Origin of the sequence: Peteryoungia aggregata LMG 23059 (genome assembly GCF_030814435.1) — a bacterium.
In the GTDB taxonomy this organism is placed as follows: domain Bacteria; phylum Pseudomonadota; class Alphaproteobacteria; order Rhizobiales; family Rhizobiaceae; genus Allorhizobium; species Allorhizobium aggregatum.
Window position 1 is genome coordinate 150,732 of the sequence record NZ_JAUSUW010000006.1, and the last position, 20,345, is coordinate 171,076.

Below are 20,345 nucleotides of genomic sequence, written 5' to 3' on the forward strand. Positions count from 1 at the left end.
TGGTTCGGTGAAAATACCCGGTATCCTGTTTGGCACTTGAAATTTGTGGTGTATGAAAACAATGGGTTAGGGCGGAAGTTTGCCGTCATTTAACTATGAGTCATAACGATAATTTTTTATTTCTATCACCCTTTTGTGAGTGCTGTTTCATCGCTGGAGGGGCTGTTTTGGGGAGGAAATGCGGGCCGGGCAGGGCTGAAACTGCCTCCTTCTGAGCCGCGCCGCGGAGGCATATGCCGATTTTTTCTGCGTTTTGTTCTTGACCTTGCCGTTGCACGAGGACATAACAATTGCGAACCGTACCGTACGGTACCAGGAGGCGCGCATGTCCAGCGACAACCAGACCTCGGAATTCACGCCACGCCAGAACGCCGTTCTGGCAGAGGCACTGCGTCTGCTCGTGGAAGGTGGCGACAAGGCCGTGACAACGGCTGGCCTGGCGCGTGCCGCCAATTGCTCGAAGGAAAGTCTCTACAAGTGGTTCGGAGATCGCGATGGCCTGCTCTCGGCCATGATCTCCTACCAGGCGAGCAAGGTGCGCACCTTCGAACGTCCGGGCGAACGGTTGACGGTCGCGAGCCTCACGGAGCATCTTGAGATCTTCGCGCGCGACTTGCTGGATGTTCTCGCCGGCGATGTTTCGCTGGCGCTGAACCGTCTCGCCATTGGCCAGTCGAGCCGCGACGGCTCCAAGCTCGGCACGCTACTTCTGGAGCGCGGTCGCCGCCAGATCGACCGCCGGGCGCGAGCACTGCTCGACGCCGGCCAGCGCGATGGCCTGTTGCGATTCGGCGATGGCGAAGAAGCCTATCGCATCCTTTACGGCCTCATCGTCAGCGATCTGCATGTGCGCATGCTGCTCGGTGAAGCGCCGCAGTCCCACAAGTTCGGTGCCCGGGCGGCAAAGGCGGTTTCTGCCTTCCTCGCGCTGTACGGCACCGACCGCGTATTGGCGGGCCTCGACGGGGCATCCCGTTCCGGCTCGCCGACCAACAACATCCACCACAACTGACAAGCATAGGGAAGGACACTACAATGCGCGTCTATTACGATCGTGATGCTGACTTGAACCTGATCAAGTCTAAGAAGGTTGCCATCATCGGCTACGGTTCGCAGGGCCGCGCGCATGCGCTGAACCTCAAGGACAGCGGTGCCCAGAACCTCGTCATCGCGCTGAAGGCCGGCTCGCCGACCATCAAGAAGGCAGAGGCTGACGGCCTCAAGGTCATGACGGTTGCCGAAGCTGCCGCCTGGGCCGACCTGATGATGATGGCGACCCCGGACGAGCTGCAGGCCGACATCTACAAGGCCGACATCGCACCGAACATCCGTGATGGTGCCGCCATCGCGTTTGCCCATGGCCTCAACGTTCATTTCGGCCTGATCGAGCCGAAGTCGACCGTTGACGTCGTCATGATCGCACCGAAGGGCCCGGGCCACACGGTTCGCGGCGAATACCAGAAGGGCGGCGGCGTTCCCTGCCTCGTTGCCATTCATCAGAACGGTTCGGGCAACGCTCTTGAGCTCGCACTCTCCTACGCCTGTGGCGTTGGTGGCGGTCGTTCGGGCATCATTGAAACCTCCTTCAAGGAAGAGTGCGAAACCGACCTCTTCGGCGAACAGGTCGTTCTCTGCGGCGGTCTGGTCGAGCTGATCCGCGCCGGCTTCGAAACGCTGGTCGAAGGCGGCTACGCGCCTGAAATGGCCTATTTCGAGTGCCTGCACGAAGTGAAGCTGATCGTCGACCTGATCTATGAAGGCGGCATCGCCAACATGAACTACTCGATCTCGAACACGGCCGAGTGGGGCGAATACGTCACCGGTCCGCGCATCATCACGGCTGAAACCAAGGCTGAAATGAAGCGCGTTCTGCACGACATCCAGACCGGCAAGTTCACCTCGGACTGGATGCAGGAATACCGTGCCGGTGCTGCCCGCTTCAAGGGCATCCGCCGCATGAACGATGCCCACCAGATCGAAGAAGTCGGCGCCAAGCTGCGTGGCATGATGCCGTGGATCGCCAAGAACCAGCTGGTCGACAAGGCCCGCAACTGATCCCATTTTCCGGGATGAATATGGCCGGGAGGGGGAACCTTCCCGGCCATTTTTTATTGCCTTTGGCAGGTCTTTCCTGCCGCCCTTCAGGCGGTGTCAGCAAGGTGTTCTGGTGCATCGGCATCGAAGACGCGGTTCCGGCCGGCGGTCTTGGCATTGTAGAGGCCGCGATCGGCGCGAGCGACGATGGAGCGCTCATCATCGGCCGGACCGGCCACTGCAACACCGATGCTGACGGTCAGGCTCGCCGAGCCGCCATCGCCTGTCTGAAGGAGGAGTTGCGCTACTCTGGTCCGCAGATCTTCCGCGAAGAGTTTTGGTTGTCGTGCGTCTTCGCCCTGAAGGATGACGGCAAACTCTTCGCCGCCATAACGGGCTGCCACGCTGTCGACATTCCGGGTTCGCGACGCCAGCAATTCTGCCAGGACCTGAAGGCAATCGTCACCCGCCTGATGGCCATGGGTGTCGTTGAAGCTCTTGAAGTGATCGACATCAATCAGGAGCAGCGCGATCGGCCGCCCCGTTTCACGCATCAGGCCCATGCGGCGGCGCAACTCTTCGTCGAAGGCTCGCCTGTTGTCGAGCCCGGTCAGCGCATCGGTTCTGGCATGGCGGCGCAATTGCTCGTTGGCCCGTGTCAGCTTCTCATTGCTGTCGGCAAGGGCCTCCACGAGGACACGGGTCTTTCTTTCGGCGGCAATCCGCTTTTCGTCCATGGCGATAAGACGGACCATGTAGGTCGCCAGAAAACCGACATAGGCCAGGCAGATCGGCACCATGATCCAGTTGCCCTCGCGGATTGCGGCGACATTGATGAAGGCCATCACCAGGAGAATCACCAGCAGCGTCGACCGAGGCGCGAGATAGGCACGGGCGGCGCTCGACTGGAGGATTCCGCAGCCTATGGCGAGAACGATGACCTGCGTGTCCGGGCTGCTGCCGGTATACAGGATTGCCAGCGCGCAGCCCCAGGCGATCCCGGAGAGCAATGAGATGACCGTGAAGCGGCCAAGCCAGAGCTGCAGCGGATCGGTGGCTGACCGATGTCGAAAGCGGTAGTCGCCTATGCCGCGTATCACGACCTGCAGGGCAACGATCAGCAAGGCTGCGGCAACTTTCGTCACCTCACCCGCGAGATAGGGCGGGATGGATGCGCATAAGATCGCCAGGGCCGCAATCAGATGCGGCAGGACATTGAAGAGAACCGAGAGATGTTCCCAGGGCGGGTCTGCTTCGTCATCGGCCCCGATCATTGGGAGGGTAAGCTTTCGCATCAGCAATTTGCGGATCCTTTGGATTTGCCCTCCAACTATAGGGGAGTTCCTCTTAAATTTTAGAGTGGTCGCAGAAACCACTCCTCTATGGTTTGCAGAGGGTAAATGCGCTGCACGGTCAAAAAGACGATAGGTCAGTATTATTGACCTATCGTCTTTTTCGTGATCTCCTGCCGACATAACGACATGCCGAGGAAACCCCCGATGCTCAACTGGGACCACGTCTTTGCCACCCGTTCGTCGCGCATGCGCGCCTCGGAAATCCGTGAACTGCTGAAACTGCTCGACAAGCCGGAGATCATCTCCTTTGCCGGCGGTATTCCCGATCCGGCACTTTTTCCGCAGGCGGAATTCAGCCGGGCCTATGCTGACCTGTTTTCTGATGGCCGGGCGAGTGCAGCCCTGCAGTATTCGGTATCCGAAGGCTATCTGCCGTTGCGTGTGTGGCTGAAAGAGGAGATGGGGCGCCTCGGAATTGCCTGCGAAGTCGACAACATCTTCATCACGTCTGGCTCCCAGCAGGCGCTCGATTATCTCGGAAAGCTCTTCCTATCCACCGGCGACACAGCGCTCTTAACCTGGCCCACCTATCTCGGTGCGCTGCAGGCCTTCAACGCATACGAGCCGACTTACGACCAGCTTGGGACCGGCAATCGGACGCCAGCGAGCTACCGGGCAAATGCGCATGCCAGTGGCGGGGCTGTCAAATTCGCCTATCTTTCCACCGACTTTGCCAATCCGACGGGTCAGACTGTCAGCCTGGAGGAGCGGCAGCGCATCCTCTCCCTGGCTGACGATCTCGACATCCCCGTCATCGAGGATGCGGCCTACCAGCATCTGCGCTACGATGGGGAGGCCATCCTGCCGATCCTTGCGCTCGACATCGCCCGCAGCGGCGGCATCGACGCCTGCCGGACGATCTATTGCGGCAGCTTCTCCAAGACACTCGCTCCAGGTCTTCGCGTCGGTTATGTCGTGGCGGCCAGACCCGTGATCCGCAAGCTCGTGCTGATGAAGCAGGCGGCCGATCTGCATTCGTCCACGATCAACCAGATGGTCGTGGCTGAGGTGGCCGAGAGGCATTTTCCCGCACAGATCGAGAAAATCAGGACTGCCTATGTCGCACGGCGCGATGCGATGCTCGCAGCGCTCGAGAAATACATGCCCGATGGCGTAGAGTGGACCCGCCCGGAAGGCGGGATGTTTGTCTGGGTCACGCTTCCGGAGGGCATGGACGGGGCTGATCTCCTGGCGCGTTCGGTTGAAACGGAGAAGGTGGCCTTCGTCCCCGGGCAGGCCTTCTTTGCCGATCGCTCCGGTGCAAACACGATCCGGCTCTCCTATTCCTGCGCCAATGAGACGATGATCGAGGAAGGGATCCGGCGTCTGGGGCGCCTTGTGGGCAGTGCGTTGAAGCGCGCGGCCTGACACGAGAGAGCGGGCTAGGCAAGACAGGCTGCCGGCTTCGGGTTGTGGAGGCGGAGAGGGCGTGATTGAGTGAGCGCCACGCCTCCGCCTCCAGGCTGCTTGTTACGGGTGACCATGTCCATTCGCATCGCGACGTTCAACATCGAGAACCTGATCGCCCGATTTGATTTCACGGGTTATCGCAACCAACTAAAGTCCGACCGGGTGCTGAAGCTGTTCGACATCAAGTCGGAGGCGGACTACCAGCGGCTTGAGGCCGCCCGCATCGTTTCATCCACCGATGACACTCGCCAGCTTTCGGCGCTGGCTATCGCCGACACCGACGCCGATATCCTTTGCCTGCAGGAGGTCGACAACATGGAGGCCTTGAAGGCCTTCGAATACGGCTATCTGTTCAGGATGATCGGCTCCGGATATCGGCAGAAATACCTCGTTGAGGGCAATGACAGCCGCGGTATCGATGTCGCTGTCCTGATGCGAGAGGAAACACGCGACGGGCAGCCGATCGAGTTGCGCGATGTCACAAGCCACGCAGCGCTCACCTACCATGACCTTGGCCTCTATCACCCCGGGCTGGGGCCCAATGTCGGGCCGGACGACCGGATCTTCAAACGTGACTGCCTCGAACTGGACCTGCGGGTCGGTGGACGGCCGCTCACGGTGTATGTGGTCCATTTCAAGTCGATGACGAATGGCCGTGACGGCGTCGACGGTCGCACGTCGACCATGCCTGTGCGGGAGGCCGAGGCCAAGGCCGTGCGTCATATCATCGAGAACCGCTTCGGGCGGGATCAATCCTCGCGGCGCAACTTCGTCATCTGCGGCGACATGAACGACTACCAGGAACGGGTGGACGTTGTCGGTGATCGCCGCCACGGCTATCACTTTGACCCGAAGGAGGGGCTTGCGAGTGCCCTTGATGTCTTCTCGCATGACGGTTTCGCCGAGAATGCGATGCTCAGACGCGACGTACTCGACCGCTGGACGCTCTTCCATGCGCGTGGGCCGCAGGAGCAGCATCTCTGCCAGCTCGACTACATCTGGCTCTCAAGGCATCTTGCGGAGGCCAATCCGAATGCCGTGCCCGATGTGATCCGAAACGGCCAGCCTTTCCGTACGCCGTTTCCGCCAGGGCAGGAGGTCGAGCGCTATCCCCGCATCGGCTGGGACAGGCCCAAGGCCTCCGACCACTGCCCGGTGGCAATCACGTTGCATCTGCCATGAACGGGCCGCTGATCGATGAGGTAGGTCTGCCTGCAGACGGCAGCCCGCAGGAGGTGTGCAGCCTCGAGCTGCGGGTCTCCCCCGAGCCGCATCCGCTGGACCTGACGCGGGTTGACGAGGTGGCCGAGAACTGGCTGCGGGAGAGTGCTGCCAATCCAGCGCTGTTCAATGGAAAGACCATTCTGCAGCGCGAGATCCGCTATCGGAACGGGCACTTGAGGGCCGAGGGCCATGTGTCGAGCTTTGCGACCTTCCTGTGGTGGCGAAGGCAGCGCGATCTCGCCGGGGCCTGCCACCTGTTTGGCTATCCCGTCATCGTCTCCTCGGACGGGGCACTGATTGCAGTGGAAATGGCGCCGCATACGGCCAATCCCGGTCAGGTCTATTTCGCCGCTGGTTCGCTTGATCTCTCCGATGTCTCGGACGGTGCCTGTGACATCGAGGGCAACATGCGGCGTGAGGTGCTTGAGGAGACGGGTCTCGATCTCAACGAGGCGTTCGCCGATCCTGTTTTGTATGCCAGCTACCGACCGAAGCGCCTTGCCCTGGTCCGGCTCTTCTCCTTTGCGGAGACGGCGGATGCGCTCGTGGCCCGCATCAATACCTTTGCCCGGACCTGTGCCGATCCTGAAATCTCGCGAGCCGTCGTGATCCGCAACGGTGATCTGACCGCTTATCGCTACGGGCTTGCCATGGCGCCGATCCTCACCTGGTTTTTCAGCGATCGCCGGTGAAGGGCCCTGACTTGCCTTGCCATGCGGCCTCGGGCAGTGTGGCTGGGAGCGTGACCATCAATGGAGACGGCCCGTGGCGAGAGATTATGCCATCTACGACGTGTTCACCGATCGGAAGCTTGCGGGCAACCCGCTTGCGGTCATCTTCGATGGTTCCGGTCTGTCTGATGAGATGATGCAGACGATTGCCGGCGAGTTGAACCTGTCGGAGACCGTCTTCGTTCAGCCTGCAGATCACGCTGCCCATGCCGCACGCATCCGAATCTTCACACCGGGGCGCGAGCTCCCCTTTGCCGGGCATCCGACCGTGGGCACCGCGATTGCGCTCGCTGAACGTGCCTATGGCGGCGGAGGGGCGAGCATCGATCTGGTTTCGGTGCTTGAGGAAGCCATCGGCCCCGTCCGTTGCGCGGTGCGTGTAAGGCCAGGGGAGGCGAGCTTTGCCGAGTTTGACCTGCCGCGCCTATCGAGCCGACATGAGCATCTCCTGGACCGCCAGGGGCTTGCCGATGCGCTTGCGGTGAAGGCGACCGCCATAGGCTTCGAAAATCATTTGCCGATGGTCTGGAGTGCAGGTGTCCCCTTCCTGTTGGTGCCGGTTCATGACCTGGCGACAGTCGAGAGCGTTGAATTCGATCCGCAGTTCTGGGAGCGGGTTGCGCCCATGAGCGAAGGGCGGCTCACCTCCGCCTATGTCTATTGTCGGGGAGGCGTTCATCACGCCGCAAAGTTCCATGCGCGCATGTTCTCGCCGGATATGGGGATTGCCGAGGACCCGGCGACAGGGGCGGCGGTTGCTGCGCTTTCGGGCGCTGTCCACCATTTCGACGCCCTGCCGGACGGCCATCATCCGATGATGATCGAACAGGGCGTCGAAATGGGGCGTCCCTCCTACATCCATCTGCATGTCGACGTGAAAGACGGCGAAGTTTCCCGCGCTCGGATTGGCGGGCAGGCGGTCCGGCTAGCCGCTGGAATGCTGGATCTTTGAAAATAAAGAGAAATTTCTCGTTTTTGAAATTTTTTTGACCAAAGGGCCAAGATTTTTCGCAGCGACGCTGGACAAGGTCGCATATCCTGTTTATACGCCCGGTCACGCCACCGGAAACGGGGCGGACGAGACCGGAAACGGTGTCAGGCGGGTGATTAGCTCAGTTGGTAGAGCAGCTGACTCTTAATCAGCGGGTCGTAGGTTCGAGCCCTACATCACCCACCATTTCTCTCTTAAATCAGTGGTTTACGTTTTTTGGTGCAAGCTTGGCGCGGCGCTGATGTGCGTCTTGGGTCGCTTTGATCCGCTGCCGCGTGCCATGCTGGCGGCCGCGTTCATCGAGAGATTTCGTAGGTGGCTGATGCTGGCTTAGCCGGGCAATGAAAATCGTCTTCGTCGATCTCTCCAGAATGCCGCGGAGCGGTCGACTTTGTTCACTCTTTGTTTTGGGTGGATGTCGACCGTGTTCACGATCTGTATCGGATTTGCGCGGTAAACTCGCAGCAATGCCCTGTGGATAACTGTGGACAACATCGATAGCCGGCTCAGCGTGTCGTGCTGAGCCGCGCCTGTGGCAGGACATAAGGTATCGCGGCGCTCGGCAGGCGGCCGACCGCACCGGAAATTCCGTAGACATGACCGATCGTCGCGTCATCGATCGTTTCCCTCGGGCTTCCCTCCCGGATCAGGCGCCCGTGATGAAGGATCGCCAGATGGTCGGCGAACTCTGCAGCCAGATTCAGGTCGTGGAGGATCGCCAGCACTGCGCCGCCCCGTCTCGCGAAGTCACGGGCGAGTTCCAGAACAGTAATCTGGTGGCCGATATCCAGGCTCGCGGTTGGTTCGTCGAGGAAGATCGCCCGCGGGCGTCCCTGCATGACGGGGTCGGGCATCTGGGCGAGAACGCGGGCGAGCTGGACGCGCTGCTGTTCGCCGCCCGAGAGCGCGTTATAGCTGCGCCCCTCGAAGCCGGACAGCCCGACGCGGGCGAGCGCCTGGCGGGCAGCGAGGTTCGGATCTCGGCTGCCATGCGCCATGGCCCCCATGCGCACCACCTCCAGCGCGGTAAAGGGAAAGGAAAGTGCGCTGGATTGCGGCAGCACCGCCCTCTCACGCGCAAGAGCGGAAGGGGCGAGGGACGTGAGCCGGCGGTCCTGGTAGAAGACGTCGCCGCCATCGGGACGCATCTCGCCGGATAGCACCTTCAGAAGGGTCGATTTTCCGGCGCCGTTCGGGCCAATCACGACGGTAAACCTGGAAGGCTCCAGATTGAGGCTCACATCGTCGAGCAGCGTGCGTCCGCCGCGCCGTATGGTGATCTGCCGTGCGCTGATCATCACAATCCCTCCATGGCCTGACGGCCCTGCTTGCCGAGGAGCAGCATCAGAAAGACCGGTGCTCCGAGGATCGCGGTGATGATGCCGATCGGCAGTTCTGCCGGGGCGGCGATCGTCCGGGCAACCGTGTCGGCGAGCAAGAGGAGTGCCGCGCCGCCGATGGCGGAGGCGGGAAGCAGGAAGCGGTGCGACGGACCAATCGCCAGGCGCAGAAGATGTGGCACGACGATCCCGACGAAGCCGATCGAGCCGGCGGCTGCGACGGTTGCGCCACAGGCGGCGGCGACCGCGAGAATGGTCAGGCGCTTCAGTCTCTGCACCGGGACCCCCATGTGAAAGGCCGCCGCGTCGCCCAGGATCAGCGCGTCCAGTCCGCGTGCGACGAAGGGGATGATCGCCATCACGAACAGCACGAAGGGCAGGATGGCGAGGATCTTGGCGGTCGTCGCACCGCTCAACGAGCCCAGCGACCAGAAGGTGATGTCGCGCAGGGCGCGGTCGTCCGCGACGAAGATCAGCAGGCCGGTTGCGGCGCCCGTCATAGCGGCGATCGCGATCCCCGAAAGGATCAGGGCCGTCGTCGACGTCTGGCCGTTGCGCGTCGCGATCGCGTACAGCAGGAAGGTGTTGCCCAGGCCGCCGAGAAACGCCATCAGCGGCAGGAATTGCTGGCCAAGCAGCGCCTGAAGGGGGAAGAGAAGGGTCGGCCCCAGCACGATGGCAATTACGGCCGCGAGCGCTGCCCCGGAGGTCACACCGACGATGCCGGGATCAGCCAGTGGATTGCGGAAGAGGCCTTGCATCATGGCGCCGGAGACGCCCAACGCTGCGCCAATCAGCAGGCCCATTGCGGTGCGCGGCAGGCGCACCGCTTCCAGAATGATCAGGTTTTGCTGATCGAGCTGCGCGTGATTGCCAGTCAGGTAGGCAATAAGATGCGGCATGCCGACGCCGGTTGGGCCAACGACGATCGAGACCAGCACGGCAATGGCGAGAAGGACGGACAGCAGCAGCAGGACCGCGACGCCGAGCCCGGAGCGGTCTCCGTCGCGTCTGCGAAGCGTCGACATCAGGGCGAGCGTGTTCACGGCTTGCTGGCCTCCGGATAGAGCATTGCATGCAGATCTGCGGCAGCAGCAGCAGCGCGCGGGCCAAGGCCGAGCAGATAGAGGCCGTCCATGGTGAGGAAGGCCTTGTTTCGGCCTGCCGGAGTTGCGGCAAGAGCCGGAAGGGCGAATGCCTGCTCGGCCGTCAGATGTTGCCCGCCGCCGCTCATCACGAGGATGACATCCGGGGCAGCAGCGATAACCGCCTCATCGGTCAGCGGCTTGAAGCCGGAGACGGTCGATACTGCGTTTTCGCCACCGGCGAGGCGGATCATGGCGTCGGCCGAGCTTTCGGTTCCGGCCGCCATGACGCGACCGTTTGCGAGTGACAGCGCGAAGAGGACCTTCTTCTTCGGTCCGCTGGTCGTCTTCACCTTGTCCTCGATCGCCTTGAGGCTCGCCTCGACGGACTTCGCCAGGTCCTCGGCTTTGTATACGCTGCCAACGGCCTGGCCTACAGCGCGGATCTTGTCCGGGATCGTGGCGGTTTCCGGAGGAGAGGCGATGCTGACAAAGTCCAAGCCGCTCGCCTTGAGAATGTTGATCGAATCGACCGGACCGGCACCGCCTTCCGCGACGATCAGGTCCGGGGTCTGGGAGAGAACACCTTCGGCAGAGACCTGTCGCACATAGCCGATATTCGGCTTCGAGGTTGCTTCCGCCGGATAAAGGCTGGTCGTGTCGACGGCGACGATACGGTCCCCTTCGCCCAGCGCATAGATGATCTCCGTCACCGTTCCGCCGATCGATACGATGCGTTTGGCCTCGTCGGCCGATGCATCGAAGGGGGCGGCCAGAGGCAGTCCCAAGGCAAGGACAGACGCAAGAGAAAGGGCGTGACGGCGCGACAAGGCAAGGGACAGCATGGTTTCGTTCGTACCTGTGATACGGGCGTCTGCCGGCCAGTATGCGCTGGCTGCAGGTGGCCGATGATGACATTCCAATGTACGGGGCAGGCCCGACATTTAACTTGACTGTGGTACACAGGTTTAAATAGGAAGGCAACAGAGCGCGGTCGTTCCACCCGTGCGGTTTTCGCGGTAAGCTTGTGAAAGCCGCCCAAGTGCACGGCCTCGACAGACATTCGTTTTCAGAGAGGGATCCAGTCCGATGTACATTGCCATGAACCGTTTTCGCGTCGTCCCCGGCTTCGAGGAAGCCTTCGAGAACCAGTGGAAGGCACGCGAAGCCCGCCTTGCCGAGATGCCGGGCTATGTCGAATTCCACATGCTGAAAGGTGCCAAGGCCGAAGACCACACGCTCTACGCATCCCATACCGTGTGGGAGAGCCATGACGATTTCGTCTCCTGGACCAAGTCGGACCAGTTCCGCGCGGCGCATGCCCGCGCCGGCGAGAGCAAGGTGCAGTATCTGTCCGGTCCGCACTTCGAAGGCTTTGACGTAATCATCCACGAAGACCGTTCGGGCAAGCGCTCGAAACTCGAAGCTGCGTGAGGCCCAGATGGATACGCTGACGCAGACCGACGCAATTCGCCGTGACCGCGCGATCGCGGCCCTTGCCGAAAAGCCAGACGGCGTCATCGAACAGATCGCCGCCAAGGCGGATGTCACCCCGGCCGAGGTGCTGGGGATCCTGCCAGAAGGTGCAGCCATCGTCGTTCCTGCGGAACGTTGGGAGCCGATCTGGAAGGATCTGTCCTCGTGGGGCGACATCCTGATGATCGTACACACCGATGACATCGTGCTCGAGGTTGAGGGCAGCCTGCCCGAGGGCAGCGAAGGCCATGGCTGGTTCAACATCCATGGTGACAGCCCAATCGGTGGCCATATCCGCAAGGAGCGTTGCATCTCGATCGCCTTCGTCGATCGCGGCTTCCACGGGCGCCGTTCCTGTTCGGTCTGGTTCATGAATGCCGAGGGTCGTGCGATGTTCAAGGTCTTCGTGCGCCGGGACAAGGAGCGGAACCTGATCGAAGACCAGGTTCAGCGTTTCGAGGCCCTTCGCCAGTCCGCAGCCTGATTGTTCCTGTTGCAAAAGGCCGCCGGTCGATATCGATCGGCGGCCTTTTGTTGTTTAAGTCTTTCTTTCTTTTGCCTTTAACAGAATCTATGGTCTCAGGCACTTCCTCCACTTACTGGACCCTGCCTTGATCCGATTCTCACAGATCCGCCCGCATTTCGCTGTCGTCCTGATGGCACTCAGTCTGTCTCAGCCCGTCTTGTCTGATCGGGTGTGGGCCCAGGCACCGTCGACGGAAGGAGGCGCGGGCGCCGCCGTTGTGCCTGCCGAGCCGGTGTCCCCGCCGTCCCAGGTGCCTGCGCCTCCACCTGCAACAGTGGCGGCACCTGCGCCGGCCCGCGACGAGCAGATTGTCGCCGCTGAGACGCGGATCGAGGCTGCGCGCGCGCAATTGGCGGCTCTCAAGACGCAGGTCGAGAAGAACCTGCAGGAAGACAGCGTCCTTGCCGAACTCAAGGTGAAGGCGGATGCGCTCGTTCGCGAGGCGCTGGCGATCTCTGTCGGCCTCCGGCCGAAACTCGACAGTGTGCAGGCCAGGCTCGCGGAACTCGGAGACCCGCCCGCAGAAGGTCAGCCGGCGGAGAGCGCCAGCGTGACGGAGGAACGGGCCAGGCTCAATGCATCGCGGGCCGAGGTGAATGCGCTTACTGGGCAGGCGGAGGATCTGTCGATCGAGGCGAAGTCGCTCTCCGATCGCATCTCGGACATTCGCCGGGGGCTGTTCACCAGTCGTCTGTTCGAGCATACGCAGATCAACGGACAGGTGCTGGAAGAGGCGATGCAATCCTTTGCCGCCGATGCCGAGCGCGTTCAACGAAGCATTTCAAGCTGGATCGGCTTCGTCATCAAGTTCAAGGCGCTGCCGCTGGCGATTGCAATCGTTCTGTCGCTCTCGCTCGCCTCGCTGATCCTGTTCGCCGAATACCGGCTGTTCGGCCGCTTCAACCGCCGCGACGTCCAGGTGGAGGATCCGTCCTATCTCAGCCGCCTGTCGGTGGCCTTCTGGTCCACCATCCTGCCGTCACTGGCGCTCAGCTTCTTCCTTGCGTCGACTTATTTCCTGCTCGATACCTTCAACGTCCTGCGTCCGGATATCGCGCCGATCATCGCCTCTGTCTTCAGTCTCATCGGGCTTGTCTATTTCGTCAGCGCGATTTCGCGGGCCGTGCTGGCGCCGCAGGCGCCAAACTGGCGGTTGGTGAAGCTGTCCAATAAGGGGGCGCGTGACGTCGGCATTGCGATCTACCTGATGGCGCTGGTCAACGGCGTCGATTATGTGGCCGCCGTGATCAGCGAGACCTACAGCTCACCCGTTGTGCTTACGGTCATGAAGAGTCTCAGCTCATCGGTGATCGTTGGCCTGCTGATCTTTTCGGTGTCCTTTCTGCGACCGGTGCTTTCCGAAAGCGGTGATCCGGCAGCGCGCGGTCGTTACTGGCCGCGTGCCGTATCGCTGTCGTTCCGGATTATCGGTGCACTGCTGATCGTGGCCGGAGCCATCGGTTATGTCGGTCTCGCTCGTTTCCTGGCGACCCAGATCGTGGTGACCGGCGCCGTTCTCGCGACGATGTATATCGGCATTCTCTCCGGCAAGGCGATTTCCGCCCCAAACCAGTTCGGTGAAACACAGGTCGGTCGGTTCGTGGGACGGCGTTTTCACCTCGGTGCCGTCGGCCTCGACCAGAGCGGCATCGCTGCCGGCCTGTTCATCTATGCCTTCGCCCTTGTGACTGGCGTGCCATTGATCCTCATGTCCTGGGGGTTCCAGCCGAGGGATCTTCAGCTGTGGCTCTTTAACCTGTTTACCGAAATCAACATCGGTACGATCCGGATCTCAATCTTCGGCATCCTTGGCGGCGTCCTGCTGTTTGTCGCTGGCCTGGTCGTGACACGCTGGTTCCAGAAATGGCTGGACGGCAATGTCATGGCGCGATCGCATGTCGATGGCGGTGTCCGCAATTCGGTCAAGACCGGCGTCGGTTATCTGGGCACCGGCATTGCCGGTATCATCGGCATTTCGGCCGCCGGCATCGATCTTTCGAGTCTGGCGCTGGTGGCTGGTGCTCTTTCGCTCGGGATCGGTTTCGGTCTGCAGAACATCGTCTCGAATTTTGTCTCCGGTCTCATTCTCCTTGTCGAGCGCCCCTTCAAGGTCGGTGACCATGTGATCACCGGCGCGAACGAAGGTATCGTCAAGCGGATCTCGGTCCGTGCCACGGAAATCGAGACCTTCCGGCGGCAGTCAATCATCGTGCCGAACTCCGAGTTGATCAATTCGCCGCTCGGCAACTGGACACACCGCAATCGCGTCCAGCGCTCCGAGGTGCCGGTAAGTGTCGCCTATGACGTGGATCCGGAGGAGGTGATCGAGGTTTTGCTGGAGGTCGTCAACGAAAGACCTGACGTCTTGCGCAATCCGGAGCCGCATGTCGAGTTTCTGCGCTTTGGGGCCTCGTCACTCGATTTCGAGCTGCGTTTTCACCTGGCGGACATGGGGGAGGGCCTGGCCGTGCGCAATCAGGTGCGCATCGAGATCCTCCGCCGGTTCCGGGCCCGAGGGATCGTCATGCCTTATCCGCATCAGGACGTCATGCTGCATCTCCAGGAGCACGACCGTCAGGTCTTGGTGCGACGGAGGGGGACGCCGGGTAACAACCCGCGCCCGGAGCCGGAGGAATTGTCACAGGCGCCCGATGATGACAAACTCCTGCCATGAACGTCACATTCAGCCGCCATTCAGGCGGAATGCGGCACAAGAGGGGCAGGAGCGATCGGATCCGTACCGACCGCATTTGAGAGGACGGAGCCTTTTGCTCCGCTGTCGGCATGAAGCAGTCATACAGACAACTGTTTTTCGTGATCGGAGGCGTGCTGGTCGCCGGACCGGGGCAGGCAGCCTCAATTCACAATGTCGGACCCTCTGCTGTGGTGCTCGTGGTGGTCGAGGACGGTAACAGGACCGAACTGGCTCTGGACGCCGGCGGTTCCGACGTCATCTGCACCTCCGGCTGCTTCCTGACGCTGCCGAATGGTGACCGGATCGGTCTGGCCGGTGGCGAAAGTGTCGAGATCAAGGACGGCACCGCTACCATCAAGTGATGCGCCGGCCACAAGTGCGAATGTCAATGTCGCGATATTCCTAAATGCTTAACTATGGTGACGGCGGGCGTGCTGGTGCAGGCCTCAGTTAACGGTTCCGCAAATGCCTTTTGATAGATGTCTTGCTACTGGACAAGACACACAAAGGCGAGCCATGGCTGTTCTCAGCGTTTCTGGAATGCAATATTCGGGAGAAACCTTTCCCGATATTCGGATCATCCTCGGGGAAGACTCCAACGTCTTCACGCAGATGATCGGTCAGCGCCTGAAGGAGCTGATGGGCGTGGATGTGGAGATCTGCCGCACGTTCGAAGACCTGCAGATGGCCAACGAGCTATCGCAGGAGCCGGTCGTTCTTGCGATTTCAAACATCAATCTGCCGGGCGCCGAAAACGGCGAAGCCCTCGAATACCTGATGGACTGCAACATCCCGACCATCGTCTTCACCGGGACATTCCACGATGAGACGCGCGAGAAGCTGCTGTCCAAGGATGTCGTGGACTACATCCTGAAAGACAACATCTTCGCGGTCGAAATGCTGGCGGAGTCCGTCTACCGCTTCCTCACCAATCATCGCCACCACGTGCTGATCGTTGACGACAGCCCGACGGCCCGTGCGCTGTTGTCGAGCCGCCTGCGACGCTACAACTTCCGTGTGAGCCTTGCGGAAAGTGGCGCAAAGGCGATCGAACTCCTGAAAGCCAATGCGGACATCGCGCTGGTGGTCACCGACTACAACATGCCGGACATCGACGGTTTCGAACTGACCCGGCGTATCCGTTCGGTGCGAGGGTCGCATGAACTCAGGATCATCGGTGTTTCGTCTTCGACCAACCGGCTGCTGTCGGCACGCTTCCTCAAGGTGGGCGGCAACGATTTCATGCTGCGGCCCTTCATCGACGAAGAATTCTACTGCCGCGTCAACCAGAACCTCGACACGCTGGTTCAAATCAAAGCTGCACAAGCGCGCAAAAAATAGGTGCGAGATATAACCAACGTCGATAAAGTCCTGCCATTGAGAGGAGACCGCTCGCCGGGCGTTCTCCTCTAGGCAGCAGGTAGTTCATGTATTTTTCAGAGCAGATTTTGGCGCGGGAACCATCGACGGGTCGCAGCCGTGCGGAGCAGGGACGCATCCTGATCATCGAGGACTCGCGGTCGGTGTCCTCGGTCATGCGCCACCGGCTCGAAAGCGATTACTTCTGCAAGGTCACTCAGTGTGCGTCTGCGGATGTCTTTCACGAAGTCATGCGCGGCAAGGAGACGTTCGATGTCGCTGTTGTCGATCTGAACCTGCCGGGTGCTGCCGACGGAGAGGTCCTGGACGCGGTGATCGCCGAAGGCATTCCGGCCATCGTGTTCACGGCGGACTTCAACCGCGACCTGCGTGACCGCTTGCTGCAGAAAGGCGTCGCGGACTATCACGTCAAGAACAACGAAGGGGCCATTGATCTGGTGGTCTCCTCCGTCGTGCGCCTTCTGGGGAATCGTGACGTCGGCGTGCTTGTGGTCGACGATGTGCCTTCGGCCAGAACCATGCTCGGGGATCTTCTCCGGGTGCAGAAGTTTCAAGTCTACGAAGCATCGACCGGCCACCAGGCCCTCGGTATCCTGACACGGCAACCGCATATAGAGCTTGTTGTCACCGATTATCACATGCCGGACATGGACGGCTATGAGCTGACACGCCGCATTCGGCGGGAGCACCGCAGCGATCGGTTGCGCATCATTGGTATTTCTTCTTCGGCCGACCGCCTCCTGTCAGCCAGCTTCCTGAAGGCGGGTGCAAACGACTTCGTTTATCGCCCCTATGTGATCGAAGAATTGCAGTGCCGGATCCAGCACAACATCGAGACGCTTGCACAACTGCGTCAGTTGCGGGTGGCCGCCTTCAGCGACTACCTGACGGGGCTGCCGAACCGGCGATACTTCTTCGACGAGGGGCCTGCGGAAGTTGCTGGCCGCCTGGAACGCAATGAATCCTGCTGCATTGCGATGCTGGACATCGATCATTTCAAGAAGCTCAACGATACCTATGGCCATGAGATCGGCGACCGGGTTCTGCAGGCCGTGGGTGCAAAGCTGGCACGCAGGCTCGATGGCAGTGGCCATCTTCTGGCACGGCTGGGCGGCGAGGAATTCAGCGTGCTGATGCTGGGCGTCGATATCGCGGAGGGTGCGCAGCTTTGCGAAACGCTGCGGGCCGAGATTGCATCGCTGCGTGTCGCGTTCGATGACCGGGACATCAACGTGACGATCTCCATCGGCCTCGCGGAGATCGCCGGCCGCGAGAGCTTCAGCAATTATCTCGCCGCCGCTGACCAGTTGCTCTACCTGGCGAAAAGCTACGGTCGGAACCGCGTCTATTCGGAAACGATGCTGTCCTGATATCGCGCATCCTGCGCTCTGGTCCCGCCAGTGGCGGGTCCCTATATCCCTGTGACCTCCCGACAATCCAGAGTGTCCTCATGGCTCCCATCATCTCGATCAAATCTCTGTCAAAGACCTATGGCAACGGGTTCAAGGCACTCGACAATGTCAGCTTCGATATCGAAGAGGGCGAAATTCTCGCGCTGCTCGGTCCCAATGGTGCGGGCAAGACGACGCTGATTTCGATCATCTGCGGCATGACCAATCCGAGTGGCGGTCAGGTGACCGTGTCCGGTCACGATGTGGTTCGCGATTTCCGCAAGACGCGGGCGGATATCGGCCTTGTGCCGCAGGAACTGACCACGGACATGTTTGAAACCGTGTTCAACACGGTGAGCTTCTCCCGCGGCTTGCACGGGAAGAAGCCCGACCCGGCCTATATCGAGCAGATCCTCAAGGATCTCAGCCTCTACGAGAAGCGCAACAATGCGCTGCGGGAATTGTCGGGCGGCATGAAGCGGCGGGTGCTGATTGCCAAGGCGCTGTCGCACGAGCCGCGCATCCTGTTTCTCGACGAACCGACGGCGGGTGTGGACGTCGCCTTGCGCAAGGACATGTGGCAACTCGTGGAGCGACTGCGGCGCACGGGTGTCACGATCATCCTCACCACACACTATATCGAGGAAGCGCAGGGGATCGCCGATCGTGTCGGCGTCATCAACCGGGGCAAGCTTCTGCTGGTCGAGGAAAAGAGCGCCCTGATGCGCAAGCTCGGTCGCAAGCAGATGACGATCGAATTGCTTGAGCGCATCGAGGCTATCCCGGCGAGCCTTGCTGGCTTTTCGCTTTCGCTTGGGGAAGGTGGCGGGCAACTCGTCTACGATTATGAACTGGGGAGCGGCAACGGGCAGATTGCCGGTCTGCTGCAGGCACTGAATGCCGCAGGCCTTCGCTTCGACGACGTGTCGACACGCCAGACCTCGCTCGAAGACATCTTCGTCTCGCTGATCGGAGAAGCCGCATGAACATCGAAGCGATCAAGTCCATCTATGTCTACGAGATGGCGCGGATGCGACGGACGCTGCTGCAGAGCGTCATCTCGCCGGTCCTGTCGACGGCACTCTACTTCATCGTCTTCGGGGCGGCTGTCGGTTCGCGGATGGAGGAGATTGGCGGCGTGTCCTATGGCGCGTTCATCACGCCGGGTCTCATCATGCTCGCCCTGATTACCCAATGTATCTCGAACGGCTCGGCGGGCATCTATTTCCCGAAATTCACGGGGACCATCTACGAAATCCTCTCGGCGCCCGTCGCTATGACGGAGATCCTGATCGGCTATGTCGGAGCTGCAGCGACAAAAGGCATGATGATCGGGCTCATCATCCTGGTCACCGCCATGTTTTTCGTCGACCTGCAGATCGCCCACCCCGTGCTGATGCTCTTCTTCATGGTTCTGACATCGGTCACTTTCAGCCTTGCGGGTTTCATCATCGGGATTCTGGCGAAGAATTTCGAGCAGTTGAGCCTCGTGCCGTCGCTGGTCGTGCCGCCGCTGACCTTCCTCGGGGGCACCTTCTACTCGATCGACATGCTGCCGCCGTTCTGGCAGGCGGTCAGCCATCTCAATCCGGTTCTCTATCTGGTGAGCGGTTTCCGATGGAGCTTCTTCGAGGTCTCCGACGTGCATCCCCTGATCAGTGTCGGGATGATCGGGATCTTCCTGGCCGCCTGCCTCGGTTTCCTCGGCTTCATCTTCAAGACCGGCTACAAGCTTAGACCCTGAAGCGACGTGGTTCAGTCGCGCAGGCGCAGCTCGTCCGTCTGCATCTGCAGCGAGCTCAGCGTCGAGAGGAAGCTCATGCCGAGCAGGCTCTGGTCAAGGCGCCCCTCTTCGAGCACCACGGCTTCAATGTCCGTCCGCACGATTGGGCCGAGGCGTAGTTCCGGGATGCGCAAGGGTGCGGCGGACGCCCGGCCATTGGCTGTCAGCACGGTGCGAGTGAAGCGCAGGTCCGCAGGATCGATGCCGATGCGCACGGCATCTTCGAAACGCAGCGCGACGGAGCTCGCCCCGGTGTCGATCAATACCGGGACCGAGACTGGGCCGATATCGACGGAGGTCTCGAAGTGGCCGCCCAGAACCTTGTGGAGGATGACTTCCGCCTGGCCGTCCTGCGTGGTGACAGTGACGGCGCGGCCAGGCATCAGGCCCGCCACGAGACGTTCGCCGACGCTGCGGAAGTCTCCGCGATAGAGGTAGCCAGTGACCAGGGCGAGGGCAATGAGAACCCAGATGGCCATCCGCCGCAGTCCCTGGCCGAAGGAACGGCGACCGAGCACGATCCCGGCCGAGATCATCAGCAGGATGGGCAGCGCAACGACCAGTCGGCCGAAATCGTCATTGTCGATCCCGAAGCTCTGGCCGGTGTCATGGTTGACCACGAGTATGGCGAGGCCGATGGCGAGAATCAGGAGGCCGACGATGAAGCGCATCAGCCGCCCTCACGCTCTCGCACCATGCGTGTCCGGCGGGTCTCGCGCCGAGGCTTGCGTTCGACGTTTTCGAGACGTGCCGGCAGGTCGGCCATGATGGTCCGCCGCTCCAGGCTGGTATAGGTCGTCCAGAGGCCGATCTCGTCGCGGGTGCGTCCGCAGCCGAAACAATAGCCGGTCTTGTCATCGATCGAACAGATGAGGATGCAGGGGGATTCCATTGCGAGCCCTTTGGTTTCGCTCCTATATCGGG

At 61.1% G+C, this 20,345-nt stretch carries 20 protein-coding genes and 1 tRNA gene; 15 read left to right on the forward strand and 6 right to left on the reverse strand.

Annotated features, from left to right (window positions below; genetic code table 11):
* Positions 1-325: 325 nt before the first annotated feature.
* Entirely contained in the window at positions 326-1,012 is a 687-nt protein-coding gene (locus tag J2045_RS11965) for a TetR/AcrR family transcriptional regulator (RefSeq protein WP_166599616.1), read from the forward strand.
* Between the two features lie 23 nt (positions 1,013-1,035).
* Positions 1,036-2,055: a ketol-acid reductoisomerase gene (ilvC, locus tag J2045_RS11970; RefSeq protein WP_166599617.1), complete on the forward strand. Its 1,020-nt coding sequence runs from the start codon at positions 1,036-1,038 to the stop codon at positions 2,053-2,055.
* An 86-nt stretch (positions 2,056-2,141) separates the two neighbouring features.
* On the opposite strand, the gene J2045_RS11975 is transcribed toward ilvC, so the two are convergent.
* A complete protein-coding gene (locus J2045_RS11975) occupies positions 2,142-3,329 on the reverse strand; it encodes a GGDEF domain-containing protein (protein ID WP_307372997.1) in 1,188 nt (395 codons plus the stop codon).
* 204 nt (positions 3,330-3,533) lie between these two features.
* On the opposite strand from J2045_RS11975, the gene J2045_RS11980 reads away from it, so the two are divergent.
* From J2045_RS11980 to J2045_RS12000, 5 genes are all read left to right on the forward strand, one after another.
* Complete coding sequence (locus J2045_RS11980) at positions 3,534-4,757, forward strand: aminotransferase-like domain-containing protein (protein WP_307372998.1); 1,224 nt, start codon at positions 3,534-3,536, stop codon at positions 4,755-4,757.
* Positions 4,758-4,871: 114 nt separating this feature from the next.
* Positions 4,872-5,981: an endonuclease/exonuclease/phosphatase family protein gene (locus tag J2045_RS11985; RefSeq protein ID WP_307372999.1), complete on the forward strand. Its 1,110-nt coding sequence runs from the start codon at positions 4,872-4,874 to the stop codon at positions 5,979-5,981.
* Positions 5,978-6,715, forward strand: a complete 738-nt coding sequence (locus tag J2045_RS11990) for an NUDIX hydrolase (protein WP_307373000.1) — start codon at positions 5,978-5,980, stop codon at positions 6,713-6,715. The genes J2045_RS11985 and J2045_RS11990 overlap by 4 nt, the downstream gene beginning before the upstream one ends.
* 73 nt (positions 6,716-6,788) lie before the next feature.
* Positions 6,789-7,706, forward strand: a complete 918-nt coding sequence (locus tag J2045_RS11995; RefSeq protein ID WP_307373001.1) for a PhzF family phenazine biosynthesis protein — start codon at positions 6,789-6,791, stop codon at positions 7,704-7,706.
* Positions 7,707-7,855: 149 nt separating this feature from the next.
* A tRNA-Lys gene (locus J2045_RS12000) sits at positions 7,856-7,931 on the forward strand.
* A 320-nt stretch (positions 7,932-8,251) separates the two neighbouring features.
* Here the strand turns inward: J2045_RS12000 and J2045_RS12005 are convergent.
* From J2045_RS12005 to J2045_RS12015, 3 genes are read right to left on the reverse strand one after another with little or no spacing between them, the layout of a single operon-like run.
* Positions 8,252-9,043: a heme ABC transporter ATP-binding protein gene (locus J2045_RS12005; RefSeq protein WP_307373003.1), complete on the reverse strand. Its 792-nt coding sequence runs from the start codon at positions 9,041-9,043 to the stop codon at positions 8,252-8,254.
* A complete protein-coding gene (locus J2045_RS12010; RefSeq protein ID WP_370873107.1) occupies positions 9,043-10,113 on the reverse strand; it encodes a FecCD family ABC transporter permease in 1,071 nt (356 codons plus the stop codon). The genes J2045_RS12005 and J2045_RS12010 overlap by 1 nt, the downstream gene beginning before the upstream one ends.
* A gap of 14 nt (positions 10,114-10,127) precedes the next feature.
* Positions 10,128-11,015, reverse strand: coding sequence for a heme/hemin ABC transporter substrate-binding protein (locus J2045_RS12015; RefSeq protein WP_307373005.1), 888 nt, complete (start codon positions 11,013-11,015; stop codon positions 10,128-10,130).
* Between the two features lie 244 nt (positions 11,016-11,259).
* Between J2045_RS12015 and hmuQ the strand changes: the two genes are divergently transcribed.
* The 8 genes from hmuQ (at position 11,260) to J2045_RS12055 (ending at position 19,382) form a co-directional block, all read left to right on the forward strand.
* Entirely contained in the window at positions 11,260-11,604 is a 345-nt protein-coding gene (gene hmuQ, locus J2045_RS12020; RefSeq protein ID WP_166599626.1) for a heme-degrading protein HmuQ, read from the forward strand.
* A 7-nt stretch (positions 11,605-11,611) separates the two neighbouring features.
* Entirely contained in the window at positions 11,612-12,130 is a 519-nt protein-coding gene (hutX, locus tag J2045_RS12025; protein ID WP_307373007.1) for a heme utilization cystosolic carrier protein HutX, read from the forward strand.
* Between the two features lie 127 nt (positions 12,131-12,257).
* Complete coding sequence (locus J2045_RS12030) at positions 12,258-14,846, forward strand: mechanosensitive ion channel family protein (protein WP_307373008.1); 2,589 nt, start codon at positions 12,258-12,260, stop codon at positions 14,844-14,846.
* 110 nt (positions 14,847-14,956) lie between these two features.
* Positions 14,957-15,229 carry a hypothetical protein gene (locus J2045_RS12035; RefSeq protein ID WP_307373009.1) on the forward strand — a complete coding sequence of 91 codons (273 nt, stop codon included), beginning with the start codon at positions 14,957-14,959 and terminating at the stop codon, positions 15,227-15,229.
* A 154-nt stretch (positions 15,230-15,383) separates the two neighbouring features.
* Complete coding sequence (locus J2045_RS12040; protein WP_166599629.1) at positions 15,384-16,208, forward strand: response regulator; 825 nt, start codon at positions 15,384-15,386, stop codon at positions 16,206-16,208.
* 86 nt (positions 16,209-16,294) lie between these two features.
* On the forward strand, positions 16,295-17,617 hold the full coding sequence (locus tag J2045_RS12045) for a response regulator (protein ID WP_307373010.1): 1,323 nt from the start codon (positions 16,295-16,297) through the stop codon (positions 17,615-17,617).
* An 80-nt stretch (positions 17,618-17,697) separates the two neighbouring features.
* The gene (locus J2045_RS12050; protein ID WP_307373012.1) at positions 17,698-18,624 is read left to right on the forward strand and encodes an ABC transporter ATP-binding protein; all 927 of its coding nucleotides are present in this window, start codon (positions 17,698-17,700) and stop codon (positions 18,622-18,624) included.
* Entirely contained in the window at positions 18,621-19,382 is a 762-nt protein-coding gene (locus tag J2045_RS12055) for an ABC transporter permease (protein ID WP_166599632.1), read from the forward strand. Before J2045_RS12050 ends, J2045_RS12055 begins: the two co-directional genes overlap by 4 nt.
* Positions 19,383-19,393: 11 nt before the next feature.
* On the opposite strand, the gene J2045_RS12060 is transcribed toward J2045_RS12055, so the two are convergent.
* Positions 19,394-20,095: a TIGR02281 family clan AA aspartic protease gene (locus J2045_RS12060; RefSeq protein ID WP_307373324.1), complete on the reverse strand. Its 702-nt coding sequence runs from the start codon at positions 20,093-20,095 to the stop codon at positions 19,394-19,396.
* Positions 20,092-20,313, reverse strand: a complete 222-nt coding sequence (locus J2045_RS12065) for a DUF1289 domain-containing protein (RefSeq protein WP_307373013.1) — start codon at positions 20,311-20,313, stop codon at positions 20,092-20,094. Before J2045_RS12065 ends, J2045_RS12060 begins: the two co-directional genes overlap by 4 nt.
* Positions 20,314-20,345 lie beyond the last annotated feature (32 nt).

Coding starts and splice junctions, on each gene's coding strand:
- J2045_RS11965 (WP_166599616.1), top strand. CDS start 326: ATGTCCAGCGACAACCAGACCTCGGAATTCACGCCACGCCAGAACGCC.
- ilvC (WP_166599617.1), top strand. CDS start 1,036: ATGCGCGTCTATTACGATCGTGATGCTGACTTGAACCTGATCAAGTCT.
- J2045_RS11975 (WP_307372997.1), bottom strand. CDS start 3,329: ATGCGAAAGCTTACCCTCCCAATGATCGGGGCCGATGACGAAGCAGAC.
- J2045_RS11980 (WP_307372998.1), top strand. CDS start 3,534: ATGCTCAACTGGGACCACGTCTTTGCCACCCGTTCGTCGCGCATGCGC.
- J2045_RS11985 (WP_307372999.1), top strand. CDS start 4,872: ATGTCCATTCGCATCGCGACGTTCAACATCGAGAACCTGATCGCCCGA.
- J2045_RS11990 (WP_307373000.1), top strand. CDS start 5,978: ATGAACGGGCCGCTGATCGATGAGGTAGGTCTGCCTGCAGACGGCAGC.
- J2045_RS12005 (WP_307373003.1), bottom strand. CDS start 9,043: ATGATCAGCGCACGGCAGATCACCATACGGCGCGGCGGACGCACGCTG.
- J2045_RS12010 (WP_370873107.1), bottom strand. CDS start 10,113: ATGTCGACGCTTCGCAGACGCGACGGAGACCGCTCCGGGCTCGGCGTC.
- J2045_RS12015 (WP_307373005.1), bottom strand. CDS start 11,015: ATGCTGTCCCTTGCCTTGTCGCGCCGTCACGCCCTTTCTCTTGCGTCT.
- hmuQ (WP_166599626.1), top strand. CDS start 11,260: ATGTACATTGCCATGAACCGTTTTCGCGTCGTCCCCGGCTTCGAGGAA.
- hutX (WP_307373007.1), top strand. CDS start 11,612: ATGGATACGCTGACGCAGACCGACGCAATTCGCCGTGACCGCGCGATC.
- J2045_RS12035 (WP_307373009.1), top strand. CDS start 14,957: ATGAAGCAGTCATACAGACAACTGTTTTTCGTGATCGGAGGCGTGCTG.
- J2045_RS12040 (WP_166599629.1), top strand. CDS start 15,384: ATGGCTGTTCTCAGCGTTTCTGGAATGCAATATTCGGGAGAAACCTTT.
- J2045_RS12045 (WP_307373010.1), top strand. CDS start 16,295: ATGTATTTTTCAGAGCAGATTTTGGCGCGGGAACCATCGACGGGTCGC.
- J2045_RS12050 (WP_307373012.1), top strand. CDS start 17,698: ATGGCTCCCATCATCTCGATCAAATCTCTGTCAAAGACCTATGGCAAC.
- J2045_RS12055 (WP_166599632.1), top strand. CDS start 18,621: ATGAACATCGAAGCGATCAAGTCCATCTATGTCTACGAGATGGCGCGG.
- J2045_RS12065 (WP_307373013.1), bottom strand. CDS start 20,313: ATGGAATCCCCCTGCATCCTCATCTGTTCGATCGATGACAAGACCGGC.